The organism is Novosphingobium aromaticivorans DSM 12444 (assembly GCF_000013325.1).
Lineage (GTDB): Bacteria > Pseudomonadota > Alphaproteobacteria > Sphingomonadales > Sphingomonadaceae > Novosphingobium > Novosphingobium aromaticivorans.
In genome coordinates, this window is the sequence record NC_009426.1 from 131,314 (window position 1) to 145,899 (window position 14,586).

A 14,586-nucleotide genomic window follows, 5' to 3' on the forward strand; every position below is an offset into this window, starting at 1 on the left:
ACGCTAGGATCAGTCTATGCCGCGCATTCCGTCCCGGCAAGATGTCCGGTGACCGGGCTGAGTCGGCTCTGGTTCAGCCGTGGAGGGTCTCGCCGCGAGCGAGCATGGCCACGAACTCGGCGATCTTGCGCGCGCGGGTCTCGGCCCGATTAACTGCCCCAATGCGGTAGAGCACCGCGTAGCAGTTGTCGCCGGTCAGCATGGCGAAGAACGCCGCGGCCTTGGTACTTGCGGCAAGTGCTTGGGCCAGATCCTCTGGGACCATAGCGGTGCTCGCCGGGGCATAGGCCGCCGCCCAGCGGCCATCGGCCTTGGCGCGATCCACTTCGGCAAGCCCGCGCGGACGCATCCGCCCTGCCGCGATGAGTTCCTCGGCCCGGGTCCGGTTGACCTCGGACCACTTGCTGCGGGCCTTGCGCGGCGTGAAGCGGATCAGCCAGCTCTCCGCATCGTATTTGTCGAGCTGGCCGTCGATCCACCCGTGGCACAGCGCCGCATCGATCGCCTCGGCCTTGGTCAGACTGGTGATTGCAGCGCCCTTCTTCGCGAAGCGCAGCCATGCGCCGGGGGCGCCTTCCGGTTGCTGCGCGAGCCAATCCTCGAACGCAGCCTGGGCTGCGAACAGCAGGATCGGCAGATTGCCGCGTATTTCGGTCATGGTGCGGAGCCTAGCGGCCCTGGCTACCGGCGGCTAGGGCAGGGGGATGGACGACTTGTTTTCTCCTCGCGGCCTTTCGGGGCTGACGCTGACGCGTTCCGATCTCGCACCGCTCACTGGCGGCGCGCCGCAGGTCGTGACTGATTGCGACCTCGAGGAGGCCGACCTCTCCGGGCTCGACCTCACGGGCTGGCGCTTCGAACGCTGCAATCTGCGCAAGGCCGATTGCAGCGCTGCCAAGCTTGAAGGCTCGATTTGGCAAGGCTGCCGGGCACCCTTTGTGAGTTTCGTCGGTGCCAATCTCAGCGAGGCTGCGTTCGCTGGCGGGGACTTCAACAATTCCGTCTGGCGGCGCGCGACGCTGACCTCGGCGAAGTTCGTCGGGACCAAGCTCACCGGTGCGGATTTCTCCGAAGCGCGGGCCATGCATATCCACTTCGAGGAAGTGCTGCTGGTCAGCGCCAAGCTGCCCGGCTTCTCGTTCCGTAAGGAGACCCTGCGCCGGGTCGACCTCTCCGGTGCGGACCTGCGCAAGGGCGACTTCCGCATGACGGTGTTCGAGGAATGCAGCCTGCGCGAAGCGATGGTCGCGGGATCGCGCTTCGAAGGCTCGGACCTGCGCGGTGCCAATCTTGGCGGGCTGCGCCTGGTCGATGCCAACCTGTTTCGCGGGGCGACGATCTCGCGCGAGCAGGCCGGGCAACTGCTTGGCGAACTCGGTTTGTCGGTCCGCTAAGGCGTTGCCGCCTCGTGCGAGAGGTATTCGCGCACCAGCGCGCGGGCGCGGTGCAGGCGGCTCTTGATCGCCCCTGCCGGCTCATGGAGCCGCCCGGCGATCTCGGCGATCGTCAGTTCCTCGAAATCGCGCAGCAGGATCACCTCGAGGTAGTGCGCCGGCAGCGATTCCAGCGCGGCGGCGACATCGAGCCGCAGGGTTTCGTCGGGAAGCGTGCAGATCCGCTGTTCGGCCACATCGAGCGGTTCGGCACCCTGGCTGAGCATCGCGCGGGCAAGCCGCTGGCACTCGCGGCGGATGACGGTGAACAGCCAGCCCGTGAACGCCGCCGCGGCCCTGAGGCTCGCGACCTTGCGGGTGATCACCAGCAGGGTTTCCTGGACGGCATCGTCGATGTCGCTGGCGGCACAGTGCCGCCGGGCATAGCGGCGGATGTCGTTCTGGCAGCTGGCGAGCAGGCGGCCGATGGCGACACTGTCACCGCCCTGCGCGGCGAGGATCAACTCGCCGCGGCTTGTCTCGCTTTGCTGCCTGTTGCCCATCGCTACTTGCTCTTGTCCAGCCTGGCTTTCTCGAGCTTGCGGCCCGCCATCGCGCAGGCCGGGCAGAACCCGATCAATCCCGTCATCGCCAGCATGGCGCCCATCACGCCCGCCATCACCGCCATCGGCGAGACATGCCAGTTGATCCAGGCAAAGGCGAGCGCGCCCATGCCCATCATGAGGCGCAGGACACGTTCCCAACCGGGCACGTTTTTGGAATAGAACATCGGCTTCAAGCTCCTTCTTGGCTTGCCAGGAGCCGGCGTTCTGCCGCTCCTCACAAGGCAAGAGGGCGCATTTTGGCAAAACGGTTCGCGGGCCCCGCGCAAAAACTTTGTCACGGTCCGGGGGGGGGCCTTTCAGGGCTTCCGCTGCTCGGTTTCAAGGTTCTCGACCACGCCGTTGACCAGACCGAGGCACAGCGCGGCTTCCTCGCGGGATAGCACCACCTGTTCGGCAGCCGGGTCGCCGAGCTTCTTCTGGAGGACCTGCGATAGCGCTTCGGCCACCTGCAGCGCGCTGGGCATCTGTGGTTCTGCGGCCATCGCCCACTCCCGTGCGGTTCCGCTCCGCGAACACCGCGGCGGTCCAGCCAGACTACGCTCCCGCGCCAGCGCGGTCGAGGTCTATCCTGCCGGGCAGAAGGGCCTGCGGATTTCTGGAAAGCTGTAGGCGGAAATTGCAGAGGGAAGGGGGCACCCCGGCGCCCGCGCCCCGCGCGGGCTTGGGGCAACCCGCTCTACTTGGCTGGCGGCCGGCGACGCTTTCGCGCCGCCGCCAGCCTAGCCAAGCCGGCATGGGATGCCGGCCCTGCGGGTGACGATCGGGGCCATTGGCGTTGACGGGAGAGGTTGCTAGGGTTCCGACCATGCCTGTCGTTCTCGCTGCCGCCGTCCTGTGCCTTTCGCCATCGGTTCACGACGGCGACACGATCCGCTGCGGCCGCGAGCGGGTGCGGATCGCCAACATCGACGCGCCGGAGCTACCCGACAGCCCCAAATGTCAGGACCGACGCCGGTCCTATGCCTGGTGTGACTTTGCCGCGGGCGAAGCCTCGCGCGTCGCGCTCGTCCGGCTGCTGTCGCGCGGCCGGGTCATGATCGAACGGCTCGGGACCGATCCCTACGGGCGGACGCTGGCCACCGTGTCGGTGGGTGGCGTGGACGCCGGTGACTACCTCATCTCGCAGGGTCTCGCGCGGCCCTGGCGCTGAAGGTCCACTGCGGTGGGCGGCTGCGCGGACCTCGAAACGCGCGCACTTGTGCGGCTCCGGTGCCAAGGGCCGAGGCGGCGTTGGTGTATGGGGCTGTGGTCGGAGCGCCTCGTTCTGACGATGCCGCCGGGCTGGGCGGCGGGGCCGGTGAGGGCGGGGTGCGCATACGCCGCGTGGGCAGATCGGGGCGGTGCTGGAAGGCGACCAAAGCTGACGGGGCCAGGGTCTTGCTGATTTCCGGCATGAATTGACGAAACCGCCCTTCGTTTGCCGATGAACCCTGCGGCGCCAGTCCCTGGCCGCAACCCAAAAGCAGCGGACCGTGAAGCCCTTCGGGCTTGCCGCACCACTCCTCGCTTTTGGGTTTCCCTCTCTGCGTTCGGTGCGGGCCCGGGCCTAACGGCGCCGCCTGTCTGGGTCATCGGCGGGCGGTTCCGCCGAATTCAAGACCGGAGACAACCCATGAAGAACCTCGTCATCCTGATCGGCCGCATCGCGTCCGCCCCCGAAACCCGCCACGCCGGCGAGACCGCGATCACCTCGTTCACCCTCGTTACCGACCGCCCCAAGCTGGTCGACGGCAAGACGGTCAAGAACGAGGCGGGCTACACCGAGACCATCCCCGAATTCCACCGCATCACCGCCTTCAACGGCCTCGGCACTTCGGTCGCCAAGCACAAGAAGAAGGGCGATCTGGTCGAGGTCCAGGGCCGCCTCCACTACTCGAAGTGGACCGATCGGGAAGGCGTCGAGCGCTATGCGGTCGAGATCGTCTCCGAGGAAGTCCTCTTCCTCTGAACCGAGCCGGGGAGGCGGCACTGCCGCCTCCCTTCGGGCATCTCGGACGAAGCTCGGTGCGAAAAATTCAACGGCGGCGGCTCTTTTCGCACTTGCAGCATAGGTGCCCGCGACCCATATCAGGCTTGCCTTTCAGGCATCCTCTCCCAAGACTTTCACGGGGCCGGCAGCAATGCTGGCCCCATTTTTTTGTTCATGGGCCGCGTGAATACGCGCCCATGAACTGGCAATTCCTCGCTTGGACCCATAGGGTCTGGCATCGCCACTTCGAGGAAGCGCAAAGATCATGGCTGACGACACCCTGCTGGACCACGTTGCCGACATCGTCTCCGCCCATGTCAGCAACAATTCGGTTTCGGCCAATGATCTGCCGGGCCTGATCCAGTCGGTCTATACTTCGCTTGCCACACTCGGCCAGGCTCCCGAGCCGCTCGAGGAAAAGCTCACGCCTGCAGTCTCGGTCCGCGCGTCGGTCAAGCCCGACGCCGTGACCTGTCTCGACTGCGGCGCGAAGATGAAGATGCTCAAGCGCCACCTCGGCACCGACCATGGCATGACCCCGGCTGAGTACCGCACGCGCTGGAACCTGCCGGCAGACTATCCGATGGTCGCGCCGGAATATGCCGCCAAGCGCAAGGAACTCGCGGTCCGGATCGGGCTCGGCCGCAAGCCCGGACAGAAGCCGAAGGCCAAGGCTGAACCCGCAAAGACGGCCAAGCCGCGCAAGAAACTTGGCGTTGCCTTTGGCGCTACCGATGCCGGATAGCGCCTGAAATCAGGCTAAGTCCTTGATTTCATTTAACATATATCAACACCAATTCGTGTCTTGTGTCCTAGTTTCAATGGTTTGCAGGCGATAAACCTGTCCATTGTGTTTCGCTCATAATTTGGACGATCAAGGGAGTTGGAAGTGCAAGACGCCGTAGGCGGCTCACTTCCTACTCGCTTGATCGTAACCCGATCGCAGCGTGACGGTTCAGTCTTCAGAGGAGGGCAGCGGCTCGGGCGACTGTCCCGGTGATACGCGAGCTAGGACAGCCGTGTAGAGCTGACGCCAGTGTTCCGCCTTACCGCGCTCACGCTCGGCCGTTCGGTCCGCCTTAGCCCTTTCGGCACGGGCATCCCGGAGCTCGGTCTCAAGGCGCTCGATCTTGTTGCGGAGTGCCGCTTCGATGTGCCGATATTCCTCGGGCGTTCGCAGCGGGACCTTCTTGCCGTCTATCACCTCGGTTTCCGCGCGGGTTTCGACGCGTTCCTCGCCGATCTCGTCGGCGAAGTTGTTGTAGAGGTACTGGCGGCTGACCTTTGCTTCACGTGCCACCGAGACGAACGTCACAGCCTGCCTGGTGTCGCGCAGCCGCATGATCGCATCCTCGACTGCAGCGCGCTTCTCTGCGCTACGACGGCTGCGGGCATCGTTGAGTGTTGCGATCCGCAGATCCGGTCCCATGGTCATGACGTCGCTTCCTCTCGAGCAGTGGCCGGCCTGTAGCGCTGCTTTTCACCCTTGTAGAGGCCGTGCTCCTCGATGGAGCGGATGATGGTGTCGGTGTTGTGGACCGCATCCTTATTGCGTTGCAGGCGCTTTCGCGTGATGTCGGCCATGCGGGTCTGTCCGCCTTCCTCGTAGTTCTGCGCTTCCTGCTCGAGCCCTTCGATCGCGGCGTAAAGTCCGGCCCGTTCACAGCGGAAGTGCTCCACGTCGCCGCCATCGGCGCGGAAGAACCGGCAGGTCAGGCAGGCGTGGGCGTGCTCGCACCATTCGCCGAGTTGCCCTGGCAGCGTGCAGGCGCCGCCGCAGACCCGCGTGGCCAGCATGGTTTCCTTGCGCAGCAGGAGATCGCCGACCGCTTCGTCGACCTTGCCCGCGATTGTGAAGAACTGGCCGCCACCCTTTCGCAGCAAGGCGTTCTTCTTGAGATCGAGACGCTTGTTGACGTACATCGACGCCATATCCGGCGAGGCATGGCCGAGCTCGAACATGATGCTCAGGATGTCGTGGCCTTCGGCCGCCATTTGTGTCCCTCGATGGTGGCGCAACGGATGCCATGAGAAGTCGAACGGCTTGCCTTCGCCATCGACGATCCCGTGCCTGAGGCACAGCATCCTGAGCTCCTGCAAGGTCCAGTTGTAGCCGAGGAACGATTCCCGCTTGCCGTAAAAGACGGGGAACAGGTATTTCGTGGCGCGCCCGTAACGCTGCCGGACGCGATCCTGCTGGGCTTCGATCAACTCGATCATGGCCCGGTGCGCGGGATCGGTCGCCAGCAAGGGCTTGGTGTTCCAGCGGCTGACCTTGTTCTGCCAGAACGTGAACAGCATGAACCGCTTGTCGTGCGGATCGGGCCGCAGGCAGTCGAAGAGCAAGGCATGCAGGTCTTCGGCTCGCGCACCGGTGGTGATCCCGATCATGAAGATTACCGGGATAGGGGCAGGCAGTTCATCGAGCCTGGCCATCATCGCGGCCAAGGCCTCAGGAGGCGCCGCCCGGTTGGCGCCCTCTCGCGAAGCGTAGAGCCGGTTGCGCGGGTCATCCGGTGCCTGCTTGTAACGGATGCGCCGCGCCGCGCGCTTGTCGAGCGCGATCCGCGGCCATTCCCCCGGCAGTAGCACCGGTGCTGCCCGCATCAGTTGGACGATGTCGGTGTACCAGTTCTTGCCGGCGGCATTGCGCGCGTTTCCCCATGCAAGATAGCGCTCCATCGTTAGTTCGTTGATCTTCGCAGGACCAGCGACGGATTCTTCGTGGAGGAACTGCGCAAACAGCCGTAACCGAGATCGCATCGCGATCACCGTTCTTGGCGCAAATTCCCCATGTGCGACCTTGTCGAGCAGGAAGCCGCGCATCAGCGGGCGCAGCCACGGCTCGAAGTTCAGGAAGTTGATATAGGTGTCGCTTCGCCGTTGCCGATCGCGGAAGCGTGTGTCCTCCTCGCTGTAGAGATCGTTGAGCAGGATGATGTCGCGGTCATGCATCGGTGCCATCTGCGCCCGGTTGATGATCGCGAAGCGATGGATATCACCGAACAGCTGCACTTCCGGTGAGCGGAACTCGCTGGTGACGATCTTGCCGCCCCGGATCCACTGGCGGGTCTGGCTTTGCCTGCGCCGTCCATAATTCGCGCCATACCAGGCGGCGTAGCACTCCAGCACTGCATCGTTGTGGTGGTTCCGTTTGCGCGCACCCTCGTCATCTGATGGCGCGAAGCCGGGGTGAGGGATGTCGGCAAGGCAGCCCGCCTCAAAGTGACCAAGCAGGTCCGCGCCTTCCTCTACCAGATAGCGGATCACCGGGATCCGGCGCTGGAACCAGTGGGCGTCCGCCTTGCGATCGTCGAGAACGGATACCGCCAGGTAAGCCTTGATCTCGTTGGTGAGTACCGGAACCGCAGCCTGAAGCGGCAAGCTTGCGTATGTCTGGCTCAGCCAGGGATGGCCGAACACCTCACCCATCATGGCGTCCGACCAAATGGGATTGGCGACGAGGAGGGGGGATATCTCCGCGAGGCGCCCCTCAAGCCAGTTGTTGTAGCGATCGGTATCGTGCGGCGTGCCGCCGACGAGCGCCAGCGGCGTCAGGCCCATCGCAGATCCTTTCCGAGCAGCTCAGCCTCGCGAAGTTTCTCAAGCCTTTCATGCACCTCGTCGGGTCCTGTGAGGTAAAGCCTGCGGATTTCCGAGGCGAACAGGTGCTGATAGAACGCCGCTGTCGTTTGCGGGCTGGCATGCCCGAGCCGGTCGGCCACTTCGAGCAGGCTGTATCCCGCCGCGATCGCCTCGGATGCATGGCTGTGGCGGAACATGTGCCAGCTGAAGGCGATATGGGTGCGCTGCTCCAGCAGGCCCGCGAGCTTCTGCGCGTAGGACAGGCTCATGGCGTGCCCGATGACGCCGGCTTTGACATTGGTGAAGACGTACTCGGCGCCGGACTCGAAGGCTGGCAGATATTCGTCGCTGGTGATGTAATCGACGTACATGTTGAGCACGTAGTCGTGCACCGGCACACCGCGCGTCCGGCCCGATTTCGCACGGGCCTCATTGGCATTGTCTTCGCGCGGAACGACCCAGATGACCTTTTCGGCGAGATCGATATCGACATGGCGCAGGCCCAGCGCTTCACCGATCCTAAGGCCGGTGTTGTAGAGCAGCACGACCAGGAAGGCGTCGCGCGCGAGCCCGCAGGCCTCGATCAGCCGCAGAACCTCGCTCGGCGTCAGCCGCTTCTTGAGCACCTGCTGCTGGACCCGGCCGGGATCGCCCGAGAGATAACGGTCTTTGCGCCGTGTCGTCCGTCGCTGGCTGATATGCTCAAGGAACGGCTTGTAGATCCGGTGGCCGTCATAGGCCTTTGTGACCTCGGTCGTATCGACCGCGAAGTCGTCAGTGCCGTTGTAAAAGCGGTAGAACGATTTGACCGCGAGCTGGATCTGGTTGCGCGTCGATGGTGCCAGAATCCGCGTTTCCTGCTTGCGTAGCAGGATCAGCCGAGGACTTGGCAGCGCATCCTTTCGGCGGGCAAGCCGCCAGGCAAGGAAGCTGTCATACAGCGCAACCGTGGCTTCATGGATGCCGGCGCCGTTTGCGCCGAGGAAGCTAGCGAAGTCCACAACGTGGCGAACATAAGCGCGGATCGTGTTTGGTGACGCATGGGTCTGTTCGAGATGGACGATCCAGTGACGAAGGCACTCGACGACATCGCCGTCATCATCCAATACCGTCCACGACCGGCGACCGCCGGGCATTTCGATGCGCGCAGCCTGCCAGGGCGTCGTAGCGAACGGAGTGGACACGGTCGCTGATACTGTTGAAAGACCCCCGTGACTGCAAGCCTTTCGCCATCACACTGGACACAGTTTACATGGACAGTTATGGTATCGGTATTAACATAATATATATTATCAATCCGGACGATCGTGCCATAATGCGGTGCATGTGACACGTTTTCTGTTTTATGGCATAAGATGCAATTCATGTCCGAACATTGCCTCGTGTAGGGGCATGCCAAGCGACCTGGAGCACTGCCATGACGGTTCAAGTGACGATCACGCCAAACGGCCGGATGAGCCTGCCTGCCGATATCCGCAAGCGGCTCGGCCTCGCTGGTGGCGGCGCCTTGCTGGTCGAGGAAACCGAGGACGGCGTCATCTTGCGAACGGTCGCGCAGTCCATCGCTCACGCGCAGGCGCTCGCGAAAAAGTACACGGGCGGCAAGTCCGAGGCCTCGGTCGATGCCTTCCTTGCCCGCCGCCGTGAGGAATCCGGCGAATGAGCGAAGTGGTGCTCGATGCCTCAGCGCTCCTTGCCTTGCTCCGGGACGAGCCCGGAGCCGACAAGGTTGCCGACGCCATCGCGGATGCTCGCATGTCCAGCGTCAACTTTGCCGAAGTCGTCAGCCACTTCATTCACGCCGGCATGCCAGCGGGCGAAGTCGATGCGATGCTGAAACCCTTGCCGATGGCCATCGTCGATGCGGACCACGGCCTTGCCACGATCGCCGGACGCTTGCGCGCCGCGACGGCCGAAGCCGGCCTGTCGCTCGGCGACCGGTTCTGCCTTGCACTGGCCCGCCGCGATGGCCTCCCAGCCCTGACTGCGGACAAGCAGTGGCGGACCGTTGCCGCCGCCGCCGGGGTTAGCGTCGCAGTCATTCGCTGAGGGAAGGCAATTGAGATGACGTCCAAGCAATCCGGCTCCGACCTCGAGCGCTTCCCGGATTGCGATGGACTGCGCAAGCTTTCCAGCAGCGGCGGCGGCGGCAGTTCCGACGATATCAACGAAGCGCAGCAGTTTGCCTATGACGCTTGGGACGAGCCTGACCGGACGCGTCGCAATTTGCTGGCCCGCAAGGCCCTCGCCCGGTCGCCGCTTTGTGCTGATGCCTGGCTGCAACTCTCCGAGCTTCGCAATCTCTCGGACTCGCAGCGCCGCGAATATCTTTTGCGTGCGGTTTGCGCCGGTGAACTCGCGGTCGGCGAACGACGATTTGCCGAGGTCAAGGGCGATTTCTGGCTGGTTCTCGATACCCGCCCTTATATGCGCGCGCGTTTCGCGCTGGCTCAGGATCTCTGGTATTCTTGTGACAAGGGTGAGCGGATCGCCGCAATCGCCCACTTGCACGAGATGCTCGACCTAAATCCGAACGACAATCAAGGTCTGCGCTACGTCCTTCTGATATGGCTAATCCGGTCGGATGCCTATCAGGCAGCGGAAGACTTGCTCGACAAGCACCGTGATGAAATCTCGGCCTTCATGGAATTCACCCGCGTGCTGCTTGCCTACCGGATGCAAGGCGACTGCGAGCACACGCGCGACATGGCGGCGAAGGCCTACCTCGCCAATCGCCACATCCCGCACTATCTCGCCAACTCAGGGCTTTGGCACGAGGGATCCGGCACCTATTCGCCCGGCCGCGAGAGCGAAGCTGCATGGTATGCTCAGGAACTCGGGATCGACTGGTTCTGCACCCATGGTGCCATAGAGTGGCTTGCTCACTGCACGGACAGGGAACCCGTCCGCAATCGCGATGGCGAAACGCTCCATTGAACGGTTAGCGCCTTAGCGCGGTCCGCTTGCGTCCTCATTCGCCTGGTCCAGCAGGTCCATGAACGTGCGTGCCGCATCGCGGTCGCGATCGTCCTTGAAGGCAACATCGAGGTCGGGTGCCGAGCCCAGCATGTAGAGCAGGGACCACATCGCGAATCTGCGGCCCTTGTCGGGCTCGAGCCCGAACTCGACCTGCATCCGTTCGACGCCGCTGGCCATTGCTGCGGGTGAAACCGCTCCGAGATCATCGGTCCCAAAGAAGCGCCGCATCTGGTCGTCGAATTCCATGTTCAACCTTCCTGCCTGATCATGTGCGGCCAAGTCCGATGGCTACGGGCCGAAGCTTTGCGTCCTCACCCTGATCGAAGGCGTTGCTGGCCATCAGCATGGCCCGCGCCGATTCCAGGGTGCTCCAGTCAACGGCGTGCGTGAATGCTTGCGCGACATCGAGCATGCGGATCAGCGGCGCTGTCTGGCGATTGTGCGAGAATGCCTTGAGGGCGCTCAGGTAGTCGGTGCGATAGGCCGTCGGGATGATGATGCGCTCTTCGCCATGCGCCAGCAGCTCGGCGTTCATCATGATCCGCGCGATCCGGCCATTGCCGTCAGCGAAGGGATGAACTTCGCTGACCAGCGTCATCATGAAAATGGCCCGTTGGAAGGGTTCGCCTAGGGCCTGCAAGAAGCCGAAGCCTCGATCGAGCGTACCTTCGACCAGATCGGGCGCGACGAACACTGTCGCGCCCGCTTGATTGCCGCGTTGCTTGAAGGCTCCCGGCAGCTTGTCAGGGCGCGCTTCCATAACGGCGGCATGTCGGTCCATGAGCAATTCGCGCAAGGACGCATAATCGCTTGGCAGAACCTTCATGCGGACCAGGTCCGAAACCACTCGGAAGGTGCCAAGTACGTCATGCGCGTCCGCGGGCCGTTCGGTCGGTATGACACCCTCGAAGACAATATCGGCGGCTTCTTCGACGCTGAACTCGGTGCCCTCGATGAAGTTCGAAAAATAGGCTTCGTAAAACGCCAGGGTCGAGGTCGCCTCTGCGCTACGCGCGGGTACGGGCCGGCGCTCCGGTACGGTCTCGCGCAATGCCGAGAACAGCTCTTCGAACATTTCGACGCGCGCCGGGTCGAACGGATGCCCCGCCAGACGAGCCTTGCCGATTTCGCTCTGCATCACCGCTTCGCGAGTCCCGAGTAGCGAGCCGATCAGGCCGTCGAGCTCGGCGGCCTCGGCCTCGTAGTCGAGTGCCGATGCAAGCGCCCGCGCATCGTCACGCAGCCGATTGATGGCCCCCTCACCCTGGCTGCGCAGCATCCGGTCGAGCCGCTCTTCCAGTTCGGCGCGGGATACAGTTCTCGATATCCGGCCACCGCGCCCGCGCGTCGGCCGCATGTTTTCGAGATAGGCCCTGGCCGTCGAAGCTAGCCGGACCCCACTGAACGGGCGATCACTGTCGAGAGCTGCAGGGCCCGACCTCGGTCGCAAGACAAGGCCTGGCAACTCGGTTTCGCGTCGCTTCGACGAGATCAGGAATACCGAACCATCCTCGGCCGGCTTTCCTTCCAGCGCTGTGCGATCGGCAATGATCGCATCAGGATAATATGCGGCGACGAGGTTGTACCAGTTGCGCCGCACCAGTCGTTCAGGTTCCTCGCCGAGATTGCGAGTGTAGAGGCGCGAGCCAAGTTTGCGCAATTCCCCGCGCTCCACCGCCTGATAGACAGCTTTGGAGATCGCTGCGTCCGAAACGAAAACTTCAGGGAGCGCCGCGAGCGAATTTCTGGACATTGTTTGCTCCTTGCGGAGCCTCATACCTGAAGATTCGAGATTTAAGAAGCGCTTTATGCGACAAAATGATACTTAAGACGCAATATGAGCGAATTTTCGCGAATTACGCACTGGCCCCGGGATATGGCCCATCTGCACACTGCGCCACCCGCGCACGGAGCGCCGCGAAATATCGCTGATCAGCAGGACATCCCGGCGCAGATTGTGCCCCTTCCCGCAAGATTGCACGAAGGCGCTGCCTGTCCCGGTTTCGCCGGGCCAGTTCATCATGGGGGGCAAGGCTCGCCTTGGACATGCCTCGTATCCTAACATTCCAAACAGATTTGGCGAGCCTGTGCATCTTATCCTCAAAGCAATTCCCCTTCCCCCAGCGCGCTAACGAATGAGCGGCCCCGTCAAGATTGCCGCACTCGGTCCCGCGCGCCCTTGCGGGCTGCGCTCCTGCGGGTGCGAAGTTCCTCGCGTTGGGCCGCCGGCACTCTTGCACTCCGCCTTCGTCGCCGCCCCGCGCCCGTGCGATGCACCGGGCCACGGGCCGACTGACTGTCTCCGGCAAGGGGTCCGCTTTGTGTTGGGCCGCGCCAGAATTGGCGCAGCCAGAGCGCCCCGCCGCGCGCCCATGACCGTCCTCGTTCAGGATGGTCAGGCGGGGCGTAGAGGAGTGGCGTTTTGCGGTTAACCCCGAACGCCCAGAGGGGTGCGGGGGCAAAACCGTAATCTCTCTCTCATCTCGGTGGCTGAGCGAAATCAGCATCGCCATAGCATGACGCCTGGGAGATTGGCGGCCGTCAAGGATCGCGGGTGCCCCCCGATTTTGGCCTGCGGCGGCTAACCGCCTTGCGAGCAAAAATCGGCTCCCCCCGCGCCCGCTGTTCGCGGCGGCAGCGCGTTCGCGCCGCCGTCCCTGACTGCCTGACTCCGGCGTCCCTCCGATGGGCATCTTTCATCAGTGTGATGAGAGAAAATTCCTTTTGGAGGTTATCATGACGGACCGTTTCTCGAACTTCGCCGACCTTGCCGAACACTATGCGCGTGAAATCGCCACACCCGACTACGCCCGGGCATTCATGGAGCAGACCGAGTTTGCCAAGCTCTCGATCGAGCACGAACCGAGCAGCAGCGAAATGCCCGATCCCGAGACCGCGCAATCAGCCATCGAGATGATGCTGGCAACGGTCTTCGACCTGTTCCGCGACACCCGGATGGAGGATTTCGCCAGCGAGGTCGCCTGGGGGATCGCCAACAGCTTCCACGTCGTCGCCAAACGCCTCGATGACCGCGAGGATGCGATGGCCAACCGGCTGCAGGAGAAGCTGCGCGAATACGATCCAAGCGAGGTCTATGCGACCGACCTTGAAGACCTGACCATGCAGGCCCGCAGCCTCGCCGAATGCCGCGACGCGATGGAATGCATGCGCGACCATGCCGCCCGCATCTACCTCGTCGAGACCGGCCGGCCCTTCTCGCCGGTGCGCGGCTCGCGGGTCTCGTCCAAGACCAACGCCTCGATGATCGAGGCGCGCGACTATCTCGCGGCGCAGAAGGCACAGCGGCGCGAGCAGTTCGCCCCCTCAGGACCAGTCGTGGTGTTCTCGGGCGGGCAGCAGTTCACCGACATTGCCCTCGTTGAAGACTACCTCGATGCGATCCACGCACGGGTGCCGTCGATGGCGCTGGCAACCACCGCCCAGAACAAGGGCGCGGACGTGATCGCAGCCGCCTGGGCATCGCGCCACAATGTGCCGGTGATCCTGTGCAAGCCCGATACCTCGCGGGGACCTTCGGCGCCCTATCAGCGCAATGCGCGCATGCTGGCCTTCAAGCCGGTCGAGGCGGTGGTGTGTAGCGGCGGCGGCATTCAGGCGAACCTTGCCGACCGGCTGCGTGAGGCCCGCATCCCCCTGCATATCGTGCGCGACGCATCGGCCCAGCACGAGCCTCCAGCGCAGCGCGCCAAGGACCCGGCGCAGGCTGAACGCCTAGCGATGAAGCGGGTTGCCAATGGCGACGATCTCCCGCCGTTCTGAGCGGGGGCGCCACCTTCCCAATCAACCAGAAGGGTGTCCGGTCTCACCGCCGGATGCCCTTCTTTTTTGTCGATCGGGACGCACGAAATAATGGCCCGGCTCGCTCGCTTCTTGCCCCCGCCTGTAACGGCCTTGCGGCCTGCTGGCAGGGGCGCGAAGCCTTCGCATCGGCCGGGCAGGCAACACCCGTGTTTGGGGCGACCGGGGCGCTGACCAACAGGGTTAAACACTCTCGCAGACTTGCCAAGCATGATGGCCGCCATTGGCCCGCGTC

17 protein-coding genes are annotated in these 14,586 nt (G+C 63.7%); 8 read left to right on the forward strand and 9 right to left on the reverse strand.

Going from position 1 to position 14,586, the window contains the following annotated elements:
* Positions 1-73: 73 nt before the first annotated feature.
* Positions 74-658 carry a YdeI/OmpD-associated family protein gene (locus SARO_RS17585; protein ID WP_011906612.1) on the reverse strand — a complete coding sequence of 195 codons (585 nt, stop codon included), beginning with the start codon at positions 656-658 and terminating at the stop codon, positions 74-76.
* Positions 659-704: 46 nt separating this feature from the next.
* Between SARO_RS17585 and SARO_RS17590 the strand changes: the two genes are divergently transcribed.
* On the forward strand, positions 705-1,394 hold the full coding sequence (locus SARO_RS17590) for a pentapeptide repeat-containing protein (RefSeq protein WP_010890936.1): 690 nt from the start codon (positions 705-707) through the stop codon (positions 1,392-1,394).
* On the opposite strand, the gene SARO_RS17595 is transcribed toward SARO_RS17590, so the two are convergent.
* The 3 genes from SARO_RS17595 to SARO_RS17605 form a co-directional block, all read right to left on the reverse strand.
* Entirely contained in the window at positions 1,391-1,936 is a 546-nt protein-coding gene (locus SARO_RS17595; protein WP_010890937.1) for an RNA polymerase sigma factor, read from the reverse strand. The genes SARO_RS17590 and SARO_RS17595 overlap by 4 nt on opposite strands.
* Before the next feature lie 2 nt (positions 1,937-1,938).
* Positions 1,939-2,163: a YgaP family membrane protein gene (locus tag SARO_RS17600; RefSeq protein WP_011906611.1), complete on the reverse strand. Its 225-nt coding sequence runs from the start codon at positions 2,161-2,163 to the stop codon at positions 1,939-1,941.
* Positions 2,164-2,295: 132 nt separating this feature from the next.
* Positions 2,296-2,481 carry a hypothetical protein gene (locus tag SARO_RS17605; RefSeq protein ID WP_011906610.1) on the reverse strand — a complete coding sequence of 62 codons (186 nt, stop codon included), beginning with the start codon at positions 2,479-2,481 and terminating at the stop codon, positions 2,296-2,298.
* Between the two features lie 323 nt (positions 2,482-2,804).
* Here SARO_RS17605 and SARO_RS17610 point away from each other — a divergent pair, with 323 nt between their 5' ends.
* From SARO_RS17610 to SARO_RS17620, 3 genes are all read left to right on the forward strand, one after another.
* Positions 2,805-3,149, forward strand: a complete 345-nt coding sequence (locus SARO_RS17610; RefSeq protein WP_010890938.1) for a thermonuclease family protein — start codon at positions 2,805-2,807, stop codon at positions 3,147-3,149.
* A gap of 462 nt (positions 3,150-3,611) precedes the next feature.
* Entirely contained in the window at positions 3,612-3,947 is a 336-nt protein-coding gene (locus tag SARO_RS17615; RefSeq protein ID WP_010890940.1) for a single-stranded DNA-binding protein, read from the forward strand.
* A gap of 286 nt (positions 3,948-4,233) precedes the next feature.
* Positions 4,234-4,713 carry a MucR family transcriptional regulator gene (locus SARO_RS17620; RefSeq protein WP_010890941.1) on the forward strand — a complete coding sequence of 160 codons (480 nt, stop codon included), beginning with the start codon at positions 4,234-4,236 and terminating at the stop codon, positions 4,711-4,713.
* Positions 4,714-4,923: 210 nt separating this feature from the next.
* Here the strand turns inward: SARO_RS17620 and SARO_RS17625 are convergent, their stop codons facing one another.
* From SARO_RS17625 to SARO_RS17635, 3 genes are read right to left on the reverse strand one after another with little or no spacing between them, the layout of a single operon-like run.
* Positions 4,924-5,403, reverse strand: coding sequence for a hypothetical protein (locus SARO_RS17625; protein ID WP_011445585.1), 480 nt, complete (start codon positions 5,401-5,403; stop codon positions 4,924-4,926).
* Positions 5,400-7,532 (reverse strand): tyrosine-type recombinase/integrase, encoded by a 2,133-nt coding sequence (locus SARO_RS17630; RefSeq protein WP_010890943.1) that lies wholly within the window; start codon positions 7,530-7,532, stop codon positions 5,400-5,402. The genes SARO_RS17625 and SARO_RS17630 overlap by 4 nt, the downstream gene beginning before the upstream one ends.
* Complete coding sequence (locus SARO_RS17635) at positions 7,523-8,737, reverse strand: tyrosine-type recombinase/integrase (protein WP_010890944.1); 1,215 nt, start codon at positions 8,735-8,737, stop codon at positions 7,523-7,525. The genes SARO_RS17630 and SARO_RS17635 overlap by 10 nt, the downstream gene beginning before the upstream one ends.
* 233 nt (positions 8,738-8,970) lie before the next feature.
* Here SARO_RS17635 and SARO_RS17640 point away from each other — a divergent pair, with 233 nt between their 5' ends.
* Genes SARO_RS17640 through SARO_RS17650 form a run of 3 tightly spaced genes read left to right on the forward strand, consistent with a single transcriptional unit; the run spans position 8,971 to position 10,490 of the window.
* Positions 8,971-9,216 (forward strand): AbrB/MazE/SpoVT family DNA-binding domain-containing protein, encoded by a 246-nt coding sequence (locus SARO_RS17640; protein ID WP_010890945.1) that lies wholly within the window; start codon positions 8,971-8,973, stop codon positions 9,214-9,216.
* On the forward strand, positions 9,213-9,602 hold the full coding sequence (locus SARO_RS17645) for a type II toxin-antitoxin system VapC family toxin (protein WP_010890946.1): 390 nt from the start codon (positions 9,213-9,215) through the stop codon (positions 9,600-9,602). Before SARO_RS17640 ends, SARO_RS17645 begins: the two co-directional genes overlap by 4 nt.
* Before the next feature lie 15 nt (positions 9,603-9,617).
* On the forward strand, positions 9,618-10,490 hold the full coding sequence (locus tag SARO_RS17650) for a hypothetical protein (protein WP_010890947.1): 873 nt from the start codon (positions 9,618-9,620) through the stop codon (positions 10,488-10,490).
* A 12-nt stretch (positions 10,491-10,502) separates the two neighbouring features.
* On the opposite strand, the gene SARO_RS17655 is transcribed toward SARO_RS17650, so the two are convergent.
* Positions 10,503-10,778, reverse strand: a complete 276-nt coding sequence (locus SARO_RS17655; RefSeq protein WP_010890948.1) for a hypothetical protein — start codon at positions 10,776-10,778, stop codon at positions 10,503-10,505.
* Positions 10,779-10,797: 19 nt separating this feature from the next.
* A complete protein-coding gene (locus tag SARO_RS17660) occupies positions 10,798-12,285 on the reverse strand; it encodes a Fic family protein (protein ID WP_010890949.1) in 1,488 nt (495 codons plus the stop codon).
* Between the two features lie 983 nt (positions 12,286-13,268).
* On the opposite strand from SARO_RS17660, the gene SARO_RS17665 reads away from it, so the two are divergent.
* Positions 13,269-14,312 (forward strand): DUF2493 domain-containing protein, encoded by a 1,044-nt coding sequence (locus SARO_RS17665; protein WP_010890951.1) that lies wholly within the window; start codon positions 13,269-13,271, stop codon positions 14,310-14,312.
* Positions 14,313-14,586 lie beyond the last annotated feature (274 nt).

Coding starts and splice junctions, on each gene's coding strand:
- SARO_RS17665 (WP_010890951.1), top strand. CDS start 13,269: ATGACGGACCGTTTCTCGAACTTCGCCGACCTTGCCGAACACTATGCG.
- SARO_RS17615 (WP_010890940.1), top strand. CDS start 3,612: ATGAAGAACCTCGTCATCCTGATCGGCCGCATCGCGTCCGCCCCCGAA.
- SARO_RS17605 (WP_011906610.1), bottom strand. CDS start 2,481: ATGGCCGCAGAACCACAGATGCCCAGCGCGCTGCAGGTGGCCGAAGCG.
- SARO_RS17655 (WP_010890948.1), bottom strand. CDS start 10,778: ATGGAATTCGACGACCAGATGCGGCGCTTCTTTGGGACCGATGATCTC.
- SARO_RS17630 (WP_010890943.1), bottom strand. CDS start 7,532: ATGGGCCTGACGCCGCTGGCGCTCGTCGGCGGCACGCCGCACGATACC.
- SARO_RS17645 (WP_010890946.1), top strand. CDS start 9,213: ATGAGCGAAGTGGTGCTCGATGCCTCAGCGCTCCTTGCCTTGCTCCGG.
- SARO_RS17585 (WP_011906612.1), bottom strand. CDS start 658: ATGACCGAAATACGCGGCAATCTGCCGATCCTGCTGTTCGCAGCCCAG.
- SARO_RS17620 (WP_010890941.1), top strand. CDS start 4,234: ATGGCTGACGACACCCTGCTGGACCACGTTGCCGACATCGTCTCCGCC.
- SARO_RS17595 (WP_010890937.1), bottom strand. CDS start 1,936: ATGGGCAACAGGCAGCAAAGCGAGACAAGCCGCGGCGAGTTGATCCTC.
- SARO_RS17590 (WP_010890936.1), top strand. CDS start 705: ATGGACGACTTGTTTTCTCCTCGCGGCCTTTCGGGGCTGACGCTGACG.
- SARO_RS17650 (WP_010890947.1), top strand. CDS start 9,618: ATGACGTCCAAGCAATCCGGCTCCGACCTCGAGCGCTTCCCGGATTGC.
- SARO_RS17625 (WP_011445585.1), bottom strand. CDS start 5,403: ATGACCATGGGACCGGATCTGCGGATCGCAACACTCAACGATGCCCGC.
- SARO_RS17640 (WP_010890945.1), top strand. CDS start 8,971: ATGACGGTTCAAGTGACGATCACGCCAAACGGCCGGATGAGCCTGCCT.
- SARO_RS17610 (WP_010890938.1), top strand. CDS start 2,805: ATGCCTGTCGTTCTCGCTGCCGCCGTCCTGTGCCTTTCGCCATCGGTT.
- SARO_RS17660 (WP_010890949.1), bottom strand. CDS start 12,285: ATGTCCAGAAATTCGCTCGCGGCGCTCCCTGAAGTTTTCGTTTCGGAC.
- SARO_RS17600 (WP_011906611.1), bottom strand. CDS start 2,163: ATGTTCTATTCCAAAAACGTGCCCGGTTGGGAACGTGTCCTGCGCCTC.